Annotated in this window: 16 protein-coding genes; 9 read left to right on the top strand and 7 right to left on the bottom strand. The window is 32.1% G+C overall.

Annotated elements, in window-relative coordinates; translation table 11 throughout:
* Positions 1-32 precede the first annotated feature (32 nt).
* Entirely contained in the window at positions 33-413 is a 381-nt protein-coding gene (locus LF886_RS09670; protein WP_236853904.1) for a hypothetical protein, read from the top strand.
* 68 nt (positions 414-481) lie between these two features.
* Here the strand turns inward: LF886_RS09670 and LF886_RS09665 are convergent, their stop codons facing one another.
* The 3 genes from LF886_RS09665 to LF886_RS09655 all read right to left on the bottom strand — a co-directional run bounded on the left by LF886_RS09665 (position 482) and on the right by LF886_RS09655 (position 3,117).
* Positions 482-718, bottom strand: a complete 237-nt coding sequence (locus LF886_RS09665) for a hypothetical protein (protein WP_236853903.1) — start codon at positions 716-718, stop codon at positions 482-484.
* Positions 719-1,215: 497 nt separating this feature from the next.
* Positions 1,216-1,461, bottom strand: coding sequence for a hypothetical protein (locus tag LF886_RS09660; protein WP_236853902.1), 246 nt, complete (start codon positions 1,459-1,461; stop codon positions 1,216-1,218).
* A gap of 1,110 nt (positions 1,462-2,571) precedes the next feature.
* Positions 2,572-3,117 (bottom strand): hypothetical protein, encoded by a 546-nt coding sequence (locus tag LF886_RS09655; protein ID WP_236853901.1) that lies wholly within the window; start codon positions 3,115-3,117, stop codon positions 2,572-2,574.
* A 91-nt stretch (positions 3,118-3,208) separates the two neighbouring features.
* Here LF886_RS09655 and LF886_RS09650 point away from each other — a divergent pair, with 91 nt between their 5' ends.
* On the top strand, positions 3,209-3,442 hold the full coding sequence (locus LF886_RS09650; protein WP_047486272.1) for a helix-turn-helix domain-containing protein: 234 nt from the start codon (positions 3,209-3,211) through the stop codon (positions 3,440-3,442).
* Positions 3,443-3,755: 313 nt separating this feature from the next.
* The gene (locus tag LF886_RS09645; protein ID WP_236853900.1) at positions 3,756-5,270 is read left to right on the top strand and encodes an NACHT domain-containing protein; all 1,515 of its coding nucleotides are present in this window, start codon (positions 3,756-3,758) and stop codon (positions 5,268-5,270) included.
* 322 nt (positions 5,271-5,592) lie between these two features.
* Here the strand turns inward: LF886_RS09645 and LF886_RS09640 are convergent, their stop codons facing one another.
* Entirely contained in the window at positions 5,593-6,219 is a 627-nt protein-coding gene (locus LF886_RS09640) for a hypothetical protein (protein WP_236853899.1), read from the bottom strand.
* A gap of 315 nt (positions 6,220-6,534) precedes the next feature.
* Between LF886_RS09640 and LF886_RS09635 the strand changes: the two genes are divergently transcribed.
* Both LF886_RS09635 and LF886_RS09630 read left to right on the top strand, forming a co-directional pair.
* Entirely contained in the window at positions 6,535-6,681 is a 147-nt protein-coding gene (locus tag LF886_RS09635) for a hypothetical protein (protein WP_165571998.1), read from the top strand.
* Positions 6,682-6,823: 142 nt separating this feature from the next.
* The gene (locus LF886_RS09630) at positions 6,824-7,030 is read left to right on the top strand and encodes a hypothetical protein (RefSeq protein WP_236853898.1); all 207 of its coding nucleotides are present in this window, start codon (positions 6,824-6,826) and stop codon (positions 7,028-7,030) included.
* A 170-nt stretch (positions 7,031-7,200) separates the two neighbouring features.
* Here the strand turns inward: LF886_RS09630 and LF886_RS09625 are convergent, their stop codons facing one another.
* Positions 7,201-8,163, bottom strand: a complete 963-nt coding sequence (locus LF886_RS09625) for a beta-1,6-N-acetylglucosaminyltransferase (protein WP_236853897.1) — start codon at positions 8,161-8,163, stop codon at positions 7,201-7,203.
* Positions 8,164-8,424: 261 nt separating this feature from the next.
* On the opposite strand from LF886_RS09625, the gene LF886_RS09620 reads away from it, so the two are divergent.
* The 4 genes from LF886_RS09620 (at position 8,425) to LF886_RS09605 (ending at position 12,621) form a co-directional block, all read left to right on the top strand.
* A complete protein-coding gene (locus tag LF886_RS09620) occupies positions 8,425-9,549 on the top strand; it encodes a helix-turn-helix domain-containing protein (protein WP_236853896.1) in 1,125 nt (374 codons plus the stop codon).
* Between the two features lie 155 nt (positions 9,550-9,704).
* Positions 9,705-10,715 carry a serine hydrolase domain-containing protein gene (locus LF886_RS09615; protein WP_236853895.1) on the top strand — a complete coding sequence of 337 codons (1,011 nt, stop codon included), beginning with the start codon at positions 9,705-9,707 and terminating at the stop codon, positions 10,713-10,715.
* A 137-nt stretch (positions 10,716-10,852) separates the two neighbouring features.
* Positions 10,853-11,989 carry a helix-turn-helix domain-containing protein gene (locus LF886_RS09610; RefSeq protein ID WP_236853894.1) on the top strand — a complete coding sequence of 379 codons (1,137 nt, stop codon included), beginning with the start codon at positions 10,853-10,855 and terminating at the stop codon, positions 11,987-11,989.
* A gap of 89 nt (positions 11,990-12,078) precedes the next feature.
* On the top strand, positions 12,079-12,621 hold the full coding sequence (locus LF886_RS09605) for a DUF3575 domain-containing protein (RefSeq protein ID WP_236853893.1): 543 nt from the start codon (positions 12,079-12,081) through the stop codon (positions 12,619-12,621).
* 372 nt (positions 12,622-12,993) lie between these two features.
* Here LF886_RS09605 and LF886_RS09600 read toward each other — a convergent pair whose 3' ends face one another.
* Both LF886_RS09600 and LF886_RS09595 read right to left on the bottom strand, forming a co-directional pair.
* Positions 12,994-15,855, bottom strand: a complete 2,862-nt coding sequence (locus tag LF886_RS09600) for a pyocin knob domain-containing protein (RefSeq protein WP_236853892.1) — start codon at positions 15,853-15,855, stop codon at positions 12,994-12,996.
* Between the two features lies 1 nt (position 15,856).
* Positions 15,857-17,275 carry a hypothetical protein gene (locus LF886_RS09595; protein ID WP_236853891.1) on the bottom strand — a complete coding sequence of 473 codons (1,419 nt, stop codon included), beginning with the start codon at positions 17,273-17,275 and terminating at the stop codon, positions 15,857-15,859.
* Position 17,276: the final 1 nt, after the last annotated feature.

Raw genomic sequence — 17,276 nt, 5'->3', positions numbered from 1 at the left:
CTTTTTAAACTTTTTTTAAAATAAATTTCACTATGCTAAACAAAACAACTGAAAATCAAGCCGTTAGACAGGAACTTTTATTATTTATTTTAGATAGAGTAAAAGCATTGAAACTATCAGGTTATCAGTTGTCCAAATTAACTGACCTTTCTCACGTAGGAATTGATAAGATTTTAGATGGGAGATCAAAGTCTCCAAGTATTAGGAATCTGGAAAAATTAAAAGAGGCTATTAACACATTTGAAAATCAACAACACTCTCCTGTCACTTTATTAACTTTAAACGAAAAGTTAGATTTTATAATTACATCTGTTCAAAAGTTAAATGATAAAATAGATGTATTTGCATTGGATAATGAAATTATACTTCAAATTCTAAAAACTCTTCTAGCCCTGAAGAAATTAGAACTTTAGAAAAAAAATAAGTAAAAAATCATAATAAAAAAACTCTTTCAATCTGAAAGAGTTTTTTTTAAAGAATATTAATTCATTGATAAAACAAAATTAACTGTTTCTTTTACGTTAATTTCAAATATAGGTTTTTTAAATGTTTTATATGTGAAATCTATTTTATCAAATCCTTTTTTTATTTCGTCTACCTTACTTTTTATTAATAGCAGAGTTTCTACATATTCTTCTCTAGTTATTACATCATTTTCAAATTGCTGTTTTGCAATTGAAAACAATTCATTACAAATTTTAAGCTGTTCTTTGGTCATCTCCTAGTTCCGTAATTTTTTTAATTTCAAAATCCAATCTGTCTTCTGTTATAATTGTTTTAAAATAGCTAGCAAATAACCTTCTCCATAATATGAATAAAATTATGCTGATAGAAAATGTTACTATTCTAAAAACCCAATCAGATTTTATATTTATGTTTAAATCTAAGAATAGAAATCCACATAACATAGTAATATTAACGTAAATCGGAAATATATATGCGACATACCAAGGATTTTTTTCTTTCACAATATATAAAACGAGCAAATTACTTATTGGCATTGAATAAGACCAAATTGCAGCTGAAAGATTGGGAAACCTATTCATTTCTATAGATTTAGTATCTATAAAAATATCCAGGAAAATATCAGAATAAGGAAGCAGTGATGCAAAAATTAAAAATACAGTAGAAGATATTACTTTAATGCTTCTACTGTATTTAGTTAAAAAGATGTTTATCTCTTTTCTAAATTTTAAAATTTTTTGAATAAAAGGATTATCTTCTAGGAGGGTTGATATCTTTCGGATCAACATCTTCCGATTCGTCCTGTAAGCCTGCTGCTGCTGGTGAGATATTCTTAACACGAATTGAATCGGCAGAATCAGTTTTGCTAAAAGCTTTTTCATTGTTTTTAAATAGTGTTACTTTGTTTTTAGAGTTTTCTTGTTTTTCAACTTTACCCTCTTCTCTTTCACAAGCTACAACTGTTGTAAGTAAAACAGCTAATAATAATTTTTTCATTGTATATAATTAAATCGATCAAATATATAAAGCTTTGAAAAAATATAAAAGGACTATAAAAGTTGTTGAACAAATGTAAAACTATTTGAACTATTACACAAGTTTTTGTTCAATTCAATGTGAATTATTAATTTTGTTAGACAGTAACGGAATTAATAGATTAAAAACTGTACTAATTTTGTCACTAATAAAAAATCGCTATTTGAAAAACCCGATAAATAAAGTGTTTTTTTGATCATTTAAGAAAAAGTTTGAATCCTGTCGAGGTTACTTTAAGAGACCATCATTGCAACTGTTACCCCTTAAAAAATCAGAGCAGAAATAATCTACTCTGATTGATATTTGAATAACAAGTATTGAATGCTCTTCATCGTCTCCGCTCTCCGAAGTCTCCTGACTTTGGAGCAAGTGTAAAGGAAATAATCTTATTTACTAGCTCAAACTCTAGGGACCTTGCGCAACAGATACAATAAAACACAATATTTGACAAATGATTATTGACAATCATTTGTCATTGATTCATCGAAGCGCAGGGAAAAGCATAATGCTTCATCAGCGACGAAGTTGTATCACTTTGCCCACTTACAATAAAGCGGAATTATCCATCAACTTTGCGTTCATCTTTGTAATCAAAATAATGTAATGATGGCGTGTTTTTCTAACACAAAGCTTTAGCTACATTATGCAGAGTTTCAGAAAGCAAAGCATAGAATCAACTTCGTTGATTCGTCGAAGCGCAGGGAAAAGCATAATGCTTCATCAGCGACGAAGTTGCATCACTTTGCCCACTTACAATAAAGCGGAATTATCCATCAACTTTGCGTTAATCTTTGTAATCAAAATAATGTACTGATGGTATGTTTTTCTAACGCAAAGCTTTAGCTACATTATGCATGTTTTCAGAAAGCAAAGCATAGAATCAACTTCGTTGATTCGTCGAAGCGCATGGAAAAGCATAATGCTTCATCAGCGACGAAGTTGCATCATTTTGCCCACTTATAATAAAGCGGAATTATCCATCAACTTTGCGTTAATCTTTGTAATCAAAAATAGTGTACTGATGGTATGTTTTTCTAACGCAAGGCTTTAGCTTCATTATGCTCAACTTTTTTATTCTGAATGGGTGTCCTCCATCTTCTTTTCTCTCCTTCTTTGAAGTATAAGGTGTGCAGCATCCAGCATTTTAACCGTATGAATGTAGGGCATAACGATATTTCTTTCCGGTAGATTTTCATAGACACCCATTGAGAAATAGACGATTCCGGACATAAAATAATCAAATTCTTTGATGCTGTATTCTCTGAATGCGTTTTTGAAAACCAGCAGAGGATTCCGGTATTCTTTCTCCGAAAGCAGACCAAGAACCCACGGGGAAATCTTTTCCGGTTGAGTATCGACAGTCCATTTCTTTTCCTTCAGCATGATGAGATATCCTGCCCTGATCAACGACCTCATCGACTGATGAAACTGAAAGATCACCGCCATATCTTCATTGATCCAACTATTTCTCTTTACTGCATAATTCATAATGTTGCTGAGCCTTTCTTTGGAAACATCCAGCTCATTGAACTGAAAGAACGTTTCCATCAACTGCAACCCTGAGTGTTTCTTGTCTGCCCGAAACCGGGGATCAAAATCTGTTTTTATCTTTTTCATGAGTTTGTATTTTTTTATAAATGTAAGAAAAGAAATTTAATTACGGTCGATCGACCGTAATTTTTTATTATTTAATTATTTCATTTGCTCTATGACAGATATAAACGAAAAAATTTGTTTATACATTACAAAAAAATGGTTGATACCTTGGCTTCAAGAAGGCAAGTCACAAAATTCTTTTGCCAAAAATCATGGTGTAGAAGAAAGTACTATTAGAAAAATTAAAAGTGAAGAAACTTACAGAATACCAGTTGAAACACTTTTTAAAATATGTGAAGCAAGAAAAATTAGTTTATCTGATTTCTTTAAACTTATAAATGAATAATCCTGACGAGAGTTGGGATTTTTTTGTGATGAAATTCTTCGAAATCTGTAAGAAATTCAGTAAAAATACTGATTCAAAATTTTGAGATGATCTTTATTTTTGTTCATTACGGAAACCCCTAAGAAACCTAATCTATTGATTTATAAATTTGAACATTTATATTAAGTTTTAACTAAGTTTAAGTCTTAAAATAAATGCGGAGTTTTAAGAAAAATGTTTAAAATATAAATGAATAGTAATAGGAAATTATGACGTGTTGGGATTTTATCATTATCATTAAATACTTAGCGCATACCATATAAAAACATTAACAATGAATGAATTAATTGAAACTTTTTTCAATCACTTTTTTACACCTAAAATATCTAAAATATTAGCTGAAATTATAAATTTTGGAGCTATTTTTACAGCTATAACTTTTATTACTAAATACGTTTACAATTTATTTTTAAAAAGAAAAAACAATCTTAGTCTTAAACCTTACTACACAAATACAGTTCTACAGTCTGCTAAGAAAAAATATATTCGTTCAAAATGCCAAAATATTGACCCATCAAACGAAATTGAATACAATAACAATTTTGCATTTGCAGTTCGTGAGGACTTACTGAACTTTTTTTTAAAGAATGTTTTTAGAATTAAAGATCCTGAACAGAAATACTATATAATATTAGGAGATGCAGGTATGGGGAAAACTACTTTCCTTCTAAATCTATTTAGACTTTATAACAAAAACATTAGAAATATTGTTTTTTCAAATGAAAAAATGAAGCTTTTACCTCTAGGAGAAAGTTTTGACGAATTAAAAAAAATAATTTCTGAAATTCCAGAGCCTGAGCAAACTATATTGTTATTGGATGCACTTGACGAATCAAATCTTTTTTTTCACGAACAGACAAATAATTACTCTTTGTTTTTGGACAAATTAATAAATTCAGTCTCTCACTTTAAACAGGTAATAATCACTTGTCGAACTAATTTTTTTATAAATGAAAAAGATGAACCATTCGAGCTAAAAATAAAAAAATACAACACAGAAGGTAATGGTTTTCATATAATTAAAAAGGTTTACCTTTCACCATTCAATAAAGCCGATGTTAATAAATATCTAAAGAATACATTCCCTTTCTGGGAAATTGAAAAGAAAGAAAAGGCAAAAAAAATTATTCTGAGCACAAAAGATATTTTCTTCCGCCCTATGTTATTATCCTATATTGACGATTTGGTAAAATTAAATAGAAATGACTTCTTAAAATTTGAAGTATATGAAACATTAATCGAAGCTTGGATTAATAGAGAATCTAATAAATATCTTGAATCAGAAAGATATATTTTTAAAAGTAATTTGTATTTATTTACATATGAGTTAGCAATATCTATTTATAATAACTATAAAGAAAATGGGTATTTTATTAGTTTTGAAGAATCACAAGCAATTGCATTCAAAAATAATATAAATTTAAATGAATTAGAAATTCGTAGCAGAACACTTTTAAACAGAAATTCAAATGGCGATTATAAATTTTCACATAAAACAATTCTCGAATGTATTTTATCTTATTTTTCTTTTCTATCGAGAAAAAACATTGGTTTAGATGAATATGAAATTTTTTATGATTTAGAAAATTTTGATTTTGCAAAGGGTTTAGTTGAAGAATTACATCTTAATTATAAGCACAATTTCAAGCTTCCAAATTTTTACGATAGTGATATGATTGCGAATGAACATATTTCTAAAGTAATAAAAGAAAAATACAAAAATAATAGACCTACAATAGTCTGGCAAAATGGATTAAAATATAGAGTTCATTTACAAGATATTGGATAAACTTGCTTCCTGTTCCCTAGTTCTACGAAGCCTCCCAACTTTGCAGCAAGTTTAAAGAAAATGATCTTGTTTACTAGCTCAAATTCGGGAGACTTTGCAACATACATTAAAATAAAAAAATCCCAGCTTTCGTTGGGATTTTTTAAGCAAAGCAATCCCCCGCTCTCCGAAGTCTCCTGACTTTGGAGCAAAATCAAAGAGAATGATCCTATTTACCTCCGCTCTTCGAAGCCTTCAGACTTTAGAGATATTACTTAAAGTAAAAAATAAAAAAAACAATATTTGAAAAAACGCAACACTTTCATAATCATAGTCAAAAGAATTAAGATTTTCGATTTCTAATAATGAACTCCAGATTTTTAATTAGAAAATAAAGAAAAATGCCTATCCCAATACAATAGATGACAGCATAATGAATAGTATATAATATATTAGCCATTGGCGTTAATGGAGACATATTTCCTGTAAATATTGAAGATATACTATATGGAAGTAGTGTTGCATAAGTCCAAAAATTATTTTTATCTAATTCTGCTTTTTTAACTTTATAATAATGCAATTCATTTTTAAGGTATTTAATATTTTGATTTATTATACTTCCAAATTTCACAGAATCTAATTCAGCCTGAGTTCCATCTTTATACAATTCCTTTTTTAAAATACCTTTTCTATCAAAAATATAGATAGTTGCTGTAAAGTCAAAATTTTTACTTGGCAAATTAATCTTGTAATCTGTAAATAATATATTACTTTCAGTAAAATTTAATTGTTTCAATTGTTTTAATTGCCTGTTTAGGATAGTATAATTTGAAATTTTAATATTTTCGAGAGATTTAATCTCATAAGGAATATTCTTCGAATCATCAATCCACTCATTAAGCACCACTCGTTTTCGACTATCATGAATAGCTGTTTTAAATTCAAAACTAGCTGGATTACTTTTGAGCATTAAAGTATATAGAAGAGGAAAGACTACTAAATGTAGAGTTAATATGATTGAAAGACATGAAATTGCATATTTAGATTTCTGATACCTTTTATATTTGGAAATCCTGTAGAGATAAACGCAGAATGATAAAATAATTAAAATTAAGAATGTTGTTGAGAAAAATTCACCAATACCAAATAAGATATTAATTAACGTTAGTATCATATTAAGTTATTTATATATAAAAATAAGAAGATTATAATACATCAATTGTGGTTTTCCGTAATGTAGGAAGTTTGACTTACCTTAAATTTAGTATGTTAAATAAATTTTATTATGGAAACAATTAAGGCAATTAAACCTGGTCCAAAACCTGATAAGGCTGACGGAACTCCTGACAAAAGGAGAAGAGTAACACCGGAAACAAAACCAAAGCATCCGGATCTAAAACCTCACAAACACAAACCTGGAGATTCAAAATAATTTTAGAATTATTACAAAGGTCCTTTAAAATCTCAGCTCTGCTGGGATTTTTTGATTATGGAGAACCATAACTTTAGCAATAATTTTATGATCGCTGTCAGAGAAATGCTGAGATCAAGTAAAAAAATCACCCTATAAATTCATGACATTTAAAGAAATTAAAAAAGCTCTGCAAGAAAATGAAAAACTTTATGATGACAAGATCATTGGTTTCAATGAATATATTGAAAAACAATTTGAACTATTAAAGGAATTAGATGAACATATATATAGGTTAGAAAATATTCATCTAGAGTTTTTAAAAAAAATAAAGAATTGGTTTAGAAAAAAAATCAATAAAAGAGAATAATACGCTCTCCAAAGCCTCCTACTTTAGACCAAGTTTAAAAGAAACAATCTTATTCACCAGCTCAAAGTCGGGAGACTTTGCGCAACAGAGATTTGCCAGCTTTTAACAGCAATAAAAAAACCTCTATCAAGTTTGATAAAGGTTTTTTTATTAGAATTTCAATACTCTTTTTAGTTCAGATGATTAAAATTTCTCTCAATATTTTTCACATGGGTTATTTTTACTGATGTTTTAAAAGGCTCATCATATTTCATCTTAATATAATCAATTATTTTATTGTCAACATTATCATCGAACTTCCGGGCAAAAAGATGATTTCCTGTTTGGAGGAAGCTTATATCTGTTTTGGTGAATGTTTTAGGGCGTAATTTGATGTCTCCGTCAGGAATCCAGATAATTGCTCTTTTGTCATCATTGACTAAAGTTCCTCTAAATGAAGTATTCATTAAAACGGTTTGAAAGAAAGATTCATCAGCAATGAGTGTATTTAAATAATACTCTTCAAATTTTTTAACCTCAACATTGCTGTTTATAAATTCACAGCAATCTCTCGTCAAAATCATCCATTGTCCTCCAATATAAGGGATGACATCTTTCATAAAACCTCTTTTATGAGTTTTTTCAGAAATACGATCTTCCAATTCTTCAAAATAGTTCTCAATTCTATTCATGGTTTCAGGTCTTATTTTTTCCTGATTGTCAATCTTAATATAACTGTTACCATTATTTTTCGATAAAAACTCTTTGATGATTTTTTGTGATTTTAACGGATAATCCTGCCCGCTTAGGTTGATAAAATAATCCCATTTTGCATTCATGCTCAACAGGTATTTTATACCATCCAACTCAGCCTGAACCATACTATATCCTCCCCAAATAACATTTTCGCTGTTTAGGATATGTACGTTTGGATATTGTTCTAAAAAATCCTTTACATCTTTACCAATTTCCTGATTGGCTTTTTTGTCAATATGAATAAGGTAGAAGTTAGTAGAATCGTAGATGGCTTTAAAAAGCTTCTTAAATTGATTCGGTAAGCGATGTACTAAAATTAAGTATGCTATACTTATTGATTTCATTGGAGTTTCACCAATTCTATGTCCGTCGCTTTCGCTTACATAAACACTTTTCATTTTATTTAATTTAAAAATTACTAATGTTTACAACTTATTTCATAAAGTATTAATAGACATTTTTATAAATATACGAAATTTAAACTGTTTTTATTGAAAATAATAAAATAAAAATAATCTCAACCCACTGAAGCATTAGATTGTGAAAGAACAGATTAATGAAATTTGAAGGACTATTAATGATAAAATACAATATTTGAAAAATGATGATTGACAATCATTTCTCTTTATGACTTATATCCTATTTTTGTAAAAAAACTAATGGACAAATTAAGTTTTCTGGAAGTTATTGCTGCGATGGCTGTTTTTGTATCGCTGCTGCTTGCCGTATTTTTGTTAACGGTAAAAACAGAAAGGAAACTGGAAAACAGATTATTTGCCGCGTTCCTTATCATTAATGCCATTGATATCAGCGGACTTTTTATGCATCTTTTTGTGGATAGTTATAATCTGAAAGCTTTCAAAATATCTGCTTACTTATTGGTAATGCCTCTTTTCTATCTGTATGTAAATGCCGTTTGCTATTCTGATTTCACCTTAAAAAGAAAGCATTTACTGCATCTTATTCCTTTTATTGTCGTCAACTTAATATTGGTTCCAAGACTTTATCTGGCAGAAGGTGCTGCTAAAGAAGAGTTCTTTACAACGATGTGGAACTCTCCTGAAATGTTGGTTTATCAACTGATTGGGGAACTGCAATATTTCTTTTATATTGTTGGGGTATTCCTTGTTCTTAAAAAATACAAGAAGATTTATCTTGAAAACTACACGAATCCCAACACCTTGTTATACAAATGGCTGTCTCAGCTTACCATGATTTTCTTAGTCATCCATGTATGTATTATTTTAAAAAACATCGTAAGATACACCCAGCATAGAGATCTATTTATCTGGCTGAATATTGTTGCGGGAACCGTGTTTTTATTGGCTGCCTGCTGGTTTATCTTAAAGGCATTAAATTACCCCGAGCTTTTTCGCAGAATTGATTCCACCTTACAACCAACAAAAGATTTTGCCGAAACGCTGGAAACTGAAAATACAACCGACGAAACAAAAAGTTTTCAGATCGAACAGCTTAAAAAATTCATGGCTGAAAAAGAACCCTTTTTAAGCCCCTCTCTAACAATTCAGGAATTGGCAGATCAGGTGGAAATTCCTGTTCGTGAGTTGTCTGTTTTGATTAACCATCATATCAATCAGCACTTTTTTGATTTTGTGAATGAATACCGCATTAAAAAAGCAATGACCATTCTGAAAGATCCCACGAAAAAAGAATATACGGTACTAGAAATTTTATATGAAGTGGGTTTTAATTCAAAATCTTCTTTTCATACTTCATTTAAAAAATATACAAATCAAACACCAACAGCATTCAGAAACAGCTGATAATTAATTAATTGTAAAAAATCGAACTTTAGACTGTAAAAAATCGAACTCATTTTAATGAATAAAATGAGTCCGACTTTTTTATACGGACTTTTTTCTGGATTCTCTACAGCATATTTGCGTCAGATTATGAATATCAAATTAAAATTTTGACCATGAAATATGTAGCCCCTATTTTATTTTTTGCCTTATTTGGGTGTAAAAGTGTTCACCCAATCAATACACAAAATGTTGAAAATGCGATTACAAAAAATGCTCTTCAGCTATTAGAGGACAAAAGATTTCATTCTGTTTCCATTGCAGTGCTTAAAGATGGAAAATCCACGATAAAACATTTTGGAGAATTAACTATTGGAAAGGGAAACCAACCCAACGATTCTACACTTTATGAATTAGCTTCTGTGACTAAAACCTTTACAGGTTATATAGCCGCTAAAGCTGTACTTGATAAAAAACTCAATTTAGAGGATGATATTAGAATCTATCTCAATGAACCTTATCGCAATTTAGAGTTCAAAGGTGAACCTATAAGAATCAAGCACCTCATCACACATACCAGTGGATTTCCTAATTTCCCTATAAAAAGCGAAAATAAAACGGCTTTTTTTGAAGGATTAAAACTCATCAAAATTGAAACGAAACCTGGAGAACTCTATTCCTATTCAAACACGGCACCGGAGCTGACAGCCTATATCCTTGAAAAAGTGTATCAAAAATCTTTTGAGGAATTGATCATTGAATTTGTTTTGAAACCCAATGCCATGAGTCAAACTAAGTTTACCCTCAATGAAAATGACAGAACGAGATTGGTAAAAGGTTATAACGATAAAAACGAGCTCATGCCCAACTTCAACAGAACTTTATGGGGTGGAATTTCAGGATTACACTCTACGGCTCCGGATTTAGTAAAATATATGAAATTGCAGCTTGACCCATCAAATCTTATTGTCAATGAATCTCATAAAAAACTATATAAAGAAGGTTCTGATTTTTGGGAAGGGTATCACTGGTACATCATAGAAAATGATAATACATTCATGTATAGACATCACGGTGGTATATACGGAATGCAGAATTGGTTTGTGATTTATCCTAAACAAAATATAGGGATATCCATATTGACAAACACCAGTTTTAATGAAACTGGAGAAATTTTAGAAAAGTAGTTGATAGCTTGTATAATGCCATCAAATAATTTTAGCCGAGCTCATTTCCTAATTCTTAAAAAGTTAATTCTTTTTATCAATCCTTATGAAAGAGGTACATTTAGCCACCATAAATCCTTATAACCACTTTTATAAAATTGATCTATACAACACTTTTAAATATTGCGATTTTTCAGGGAATAGTCTTAGGCGTAGTTATATTAAAATCTTCCCTATTTAATAGCAATTCAAATAAGTATTTAGCCTGCTTACTATTTACCCTTTCAATTAAATTACTGACTCATGTTTTTGATATTGAACAGGTATTTACCTCCTACCCTCTTCTGCATATTTTAGACAACATCGAGTGGGTATTTCTAATTCCTGCTTTTCTATTCCTTTTTATTATAAACAGAGTTGATCATAATGGAAAAAACAAACTAAGAAATTATTTATATTTTATTCCATTTGCCTACTCCGCTGTCCTTAACATTGTAAACGATCTTGATCATGTTGCAGGAGTTTATACTTTTTCCGAGTCAGGCATCGCTATCATTCAAATACTTGGTCTTATTCAACTTTTTTTAGCCGTTACATTCATTCCATTTCTGCCGATTTACTCTTATTTGATGATAAGACATTTAAAGGATTCACAGGAAAAAAAATGGATACTTACTTTATTAACAATTGTTTCTTTATTGTTATTTGCTTGGCTTATTGCCGCTTTAGCGGGCTTACTTTTTAACTATGACATTTCTTCTACCATGAGTGCCGTGGCTTTATTTGCAACATTCATCATTCATTGGACCGCTTATATAGGTATTTACAAATATAAATTGGCCAAAAACAAAGAGGCTATCTATAATTTTCTAAATAATGATTCAGCTATTCCATATTCCAATCTGCAAGTTGTAGAAAGGAATATATCTCAAGAATATAAGGAATCTATCACGGCCGATAATCTTTATTTTCAAAAACTGGAACTTCTTTGCAAGGATCAGCACATTTATACCGACAGTACATTAAACAGAGAAAAAGTCGCTGAAAAGCTAGGCATAAGTGCGGGATATGTTTCACAAATTGTAAACACGATAACAGGAGACAACTTTGCTCATTATATCAATCAATATCGAGTGGAAGCTGTCAAGGAAATGATATCAGATTCGGAATATGAAAACTATACGTTGCTGACGATGGGCTTAGAATCTGGATTTACTTCAAAAACGACTTTCTATAAAGCCTTTAAAAAAGTTACAGGTCAGACGCCCAATGAATACAAAAACACCATCAAATAAGTACCATTTTCTCCATTTTTAAGCTTTTGAAACCCTTTCTAATTTGAATTATTTGAGTTTTGCAGTTAAATAATTCAAATTAAATTTTTATGAAAAAAAACTTTTTATTGCTCATCATTTTGTTTGCTTTCTATTCTGTCAAGGCTCAAAATAACGAAAACAATGGAGATCCGTATGAGAAAAAAAATGAAATTAAACTGAATCTTATTTCACCATTATCCGGTGCTGTGGAAGTAGGTTTCGAGCGACATCTTAACAAACACTCATCATTGGGAATCTCTGCATTTGTTGTATATGATAATACAAAAGAGGATGATATGAATTACTTCATCTCCCCTTATTACCGATATTATTTTGGAAAGAAATATGCTTCCGGTTTTTTTGTCGAAGGATTTGGAATGTTCACTTCCATTGATGGAAAAAAAATATACGCACCAGACAACGTGACATTCACTGAAGGTAAAAATGTTTATGATCTCGCATTAGGCGCGGGTCTGGGCTATAAACTGGTCACAAAAAAAGGATTTGTTTTTGAAGCCAACGCAGGCTATGGAAGACTTTTGTTCAACGCAGACAAAATAGATCATGACCAGGTAATAAAGCTTGGATTGAGTATTGGTTATCGATTTTAATATCAATTCTATCTAAAAATTAAAGCTAGCAAGGATTTTGTTTGTAATGGATAGAGTGCAAAACTGAAAAATGAATAAATCCTGACGAGAGTTGGGATTTGTTTTTATAAATGTTTACAAATTATCAGAAATTTAAGGCTGAAAAAGCGTTCTGTAATTCTCTTTAACTTAAAAACACTTGATGCTCTTCTTATATATTCATCTATTTGATTTTTTCATCGATATAGGTATCAATTTTATAGTTACAACTCTCATCGTAATACAACAAAAAAACCCACAATCAGAAGACTTTTATCCTCTAACTGCGGGCTTTATCTTAAATTATTGTGAGAAGTTTTTAATTTCTATATTCCGTAGAATAATTGTTCTATTTTATGGCCAAATAAACTTAGATTTCTGTTCTTGTTCTGCAATCACTCTTCGTGATCTTGTCACATACAATCTAAGGGAACAGCCTGCGCTAATATTATATACTCTTTTGCCATATATATCAACTCCCATGGTTCCTCCGCCACTGTCAAAATTATAAATAACGATCTGTTGTTTTGGATAGATTTCTTTGAAACTCGCCACCATTTTAGTCTTTTCTCCAATAATATGGAGAAGTCTGTTTCTATCGTCTATATAAAGATTCCCAGAAGAAGCGAACTCATATTCGTGTGGATCTAATCTAACAGCATAGTTATCAGGATCAGATTGATCATTAATAATTTCATCTTTAAGAGTAGCTGTTCTCCCATTAGGAATAAACATTGTATCTGGGTTTTCCTCCTCTGACTTAAAGTTTTTACTGGCTTTTACGGAGCCTTCTACGGTTAACTTATCATACTTATTAGACTCCCTTCCCATTCCAAAGAGTTTACTCTCCCCATGGTAGTTGAGACCAGACCATCCATCATGCTCTGAACCATAACAGTAATATTCTTTTCTTTTTGCGGCTACAAGGGCCTTCCATTTAAAATCTATAACACCTGATTCAGCCCCAAATTGACCATCTCCAATAGCTAAAGCTGATCCTGTATTGACTGAAAAGTCCGAGTTCAGCTGTAACCCGTACTGCGCCATATAATTCCATTGTTGAATATTCGTTGCAGTAAAATCCTGAGCGGTCCAAACTTGTGCCCAATCTGACCAGTTACCTCCAGCCATAGTCCTTTGGTAGCTTATATTGGAAGTGTTACCTGAACCAAATGAAGTTGCCTTTTGTGTAACCCAGGTACCATCATGAGTTTCAACGGTCACATACCACCAACCAGTATTATTAAAAGGTGCATTAGTTAATCCTGAGCCTCTGTAAAAACCTGTTTTAAGGTAATTATTTAGATTTGAACCTGATATGATGACAGAGGTACCATTCGGGGTACTTAAAAAGTTTGTTTGTAGATAAGACTGTGTTGCTAATGCTACATATAACCCTGAATTATGATACATATACGGAAACGAATTTCCATCTGAAGTCGGTACATTTCCAGACGAGAAACCAACTGCCGTAGCATTTTCCTGACCACTAGCTTTTGTACTTAGCTGATTTACATTTACAGCATGAGTCCCTAAAGTTCCTGGCGGAATAACAGGACTTCGCTGAAAAGTATTGGTATTTGTAAAAGTCTGAACACCATTCAATGCAGCATAATTACCTAACTGGGTATTTAAAGCCAATTGTGTTATATAATTTGCAGGATTAAAGTTCCCTGTATGATAAACGTCTCTCCATTCTGACCAGCTTGCATTTCCTGAACCTGTAGGAGTTCCGCGGAATTTCATTCCTTTTCCAGTTCTCTCAATAGTAAGTTGCTGCCTGCCATCAGAAGAGTTTAGGTTTAAAGTAGTTGTATAATTAAATCCGGATGTTGGAACTTCCTGTCTGTAAATCCCTGATTCTGAAACATCTTCTAAAACAGCTCCATTTCTTAAACTCTTAAAAGGACTGTGATTTCCTCCATGGAATATTACCCATGATTGAGACCCATCCGCATTTTCAATTCTGGGATCCAGTCCATTATTTCCTTTATTAATATGGACTCCCCCTCCAGCTTTTTTATAAATCTTACCTCCATCAAAGAAATTAACGCCAGAGTTATCCTGATTAAAATTAATATTTCTATCTAAGTAAACTCCATTTACATTAAAGTTATAAATACTACCCACTCCGGCATAATTAAATTGAGTATTGGTAGTCGTTTGAAGTAGCATATTGGGTAATGCTGGATTTCCCAGATACAGAATATCTCCTTGAGAATTGAGTATCTGGCCACCCGTTAAATTATCTGACCCCAATAATCCTATATTACCATTTAAAGTTCCATTCTGAGAATATCGGAGATAAGCTCCATTATTTTGATTTCCCGGAACCCTTAAGAGAATTTGATCTCCATTAGTTCCATCCCATGATGTGGATAATAATTTTTTCTGAGTATATGAATCCCCAACAGTAATTAAATCAGATATAGCTCCATTAAAATGGATTGTTTCATTCTTAGCATAGAAAGCTTCTTTTATTCTGGAAAATACGGAGCTGTTTACTTCATAAATTTCAGCAAAAGCTAAATAGAATTCCAGTGCAGTATTTGGACCACTCACATATACATGACCTCCAGTTCCAAAACCAGTTCCAGTTCCGCACATCACTGCTCTAACATAAGTTTCCCATTTTCCAGTCCCGGCTCTTGATGTTAACCAAGTGACTGAAGCATTAGCTCCCATGTAGTTTTCAGCATTATTAAATAAATATCCTACAGGAAGTTTAGCCATAAACTTTTGAATAAATACAGCATTAGTTCTTGCCATAAATCCTAATATAAATCCGCCTAAACCAGGAGTCGCTCCACTACCATTGTAATTGAATCTCAATTGCATTCCTGACTTATTCGGAAGATTAGAGGCCGCTTCTCTGGTCATGGTTACATTACCATTACCATAGTTATTATAAACAGCTATATTATTGGTTCCATTTCTGAATTCCTCATCTCCATATAAAGGATAAGCTCCTTGTAATGCAAGATTAAGTAAAGAGATTGGCCCCATTTGTGGGTTAGCTACTGATGATCTGTCCCATCCGGAATATATCGTATTTTGAATACCTATGGTTTTAGTAGAATCTATGGTTTGCTCTGAATTCTTATCAATATACTCTTTACTATCTAAGGAACCATCCGCCTTTAAAAAGTGGGCGGCTGTACCGCCCACTACTCTATAGCCTTTAGAAGTGCTATAATATGCATATTTTACATCCATTCTAAATATCTTTACGGGTTACTGTTATTGATACAGTATTAGGCAAAGCAGAATCAAATTCAACATCTATTTTATTAGGATCAGTTAATTTTATCCTGCCATCAATTTTGTAAAATGTCACGGTGTCATACATGGCAACATCTACATTTCTAGTCCCTAAGTTGTGCGCCACACTCGACGTTCCGGAAATAGCAGTAGTGTATGATTTTACATTATTATTTCCGGCAATAACTCTACCTTTAGAATCCACTGTAACCTCATTATAAGTTCCGGCAGTTACCCCTGTTGCAGCTAATGTCAACGCTGAGCTAGCATTTGCTGAACCGTCAAAAGTGGTTGTCCATGCAGCATCACCTGTTGCAGAAATTGTTCTCGGTGTTGTCAATTTTGCCGCTGATCCGGTTGTATTGATTGCTGCGATCCCTGTAAGTAATGTCGCAGGAACAGCAGTAATAGGAACTGCTACATTTCCGGAACCGTCAATTGTTTGTGCCGTTGCAGTAACTCCGGAAAGCGTAATCGTTCGCGCTGTAGTCCATTTTGTAGCAGAAAGAACGTTTTTCGCGGCGTCTGCCGTATTATCAACATTACTTAAGCCAACATGAGATTTGTTTAAGACAACAACACCTGTTAATCCATTTACAGAATCTACCGCTCCGGAGGTAATATAAACAAACGTTGTTCCCGTCCATCGGTAAGTTTTGTTGGTATCAAGAGATACATAAATTTTACCTGTCTCCCCGGCGATGAGGTTAGTATAAGCCGCTTCTTTGTAAAACTTTCCGTCAGCAGATTTATAATATCCCTCCAAAACATCATCCACGTAAGATGGCAATTGAGATGCAGGCACCTGACCCGATGCATCCAATGAAGCAACCCCATTCGCCGCACCTTTTTGTGATAAAGGAACATAATTAGCCAAATCTGCTGAAGTAGGCATAGAGCCCAGATTCACTGTTATTCCGTTGGTCGTCTGAGTAATTCCTGTAACCACATTTCCTGTACCTGAAGTAGCAACCGGTAAGGAGAATGAAGTTCCTGTCAATGTCAAACCATTACCCGCACTGTAAGTTGTATCCGTAGAGGCTAATGTGATTGTATTTCCGGCTTGATTAACCACCATATTAGAACCTGCTGCAAGGGTAACATCCCCGGAAACCAAAGAACCTGATGCTCCTCCTTTAAGACGGGTAATGGTGTCTGGCGTTGTAAATGATCTGTTTGCTGACAAATCATAAGCTGTACCGTTAATTGTTAAAGTTCTTGTTTTGGGCACATAGTCTAACGGATTTAAATTTCCATCATGCCAGAAAGAATTAATTGATCTCGTGCTACCGCCTGCGGTTAGAATATCATTGTCTGTTTTCCCTTCTATTTTGTATCCAACAGAACTTCGATAATAAGCGTATTTAATGTCCATA

Source organism: Chryseobacterium sp. MEBOG07, from assembly GCF_021869745.1.
Classification (GTDB): domain Bacteria; phylum Bacteroidota; class Bacteroidia; order Flavobacteriales; family Weeksellaceae; genus Chryseobacterium; species Chryseobacterium viscerum.
This window is presented reverse-complemented; position numbering and strand designations above follow the sequence as displayed.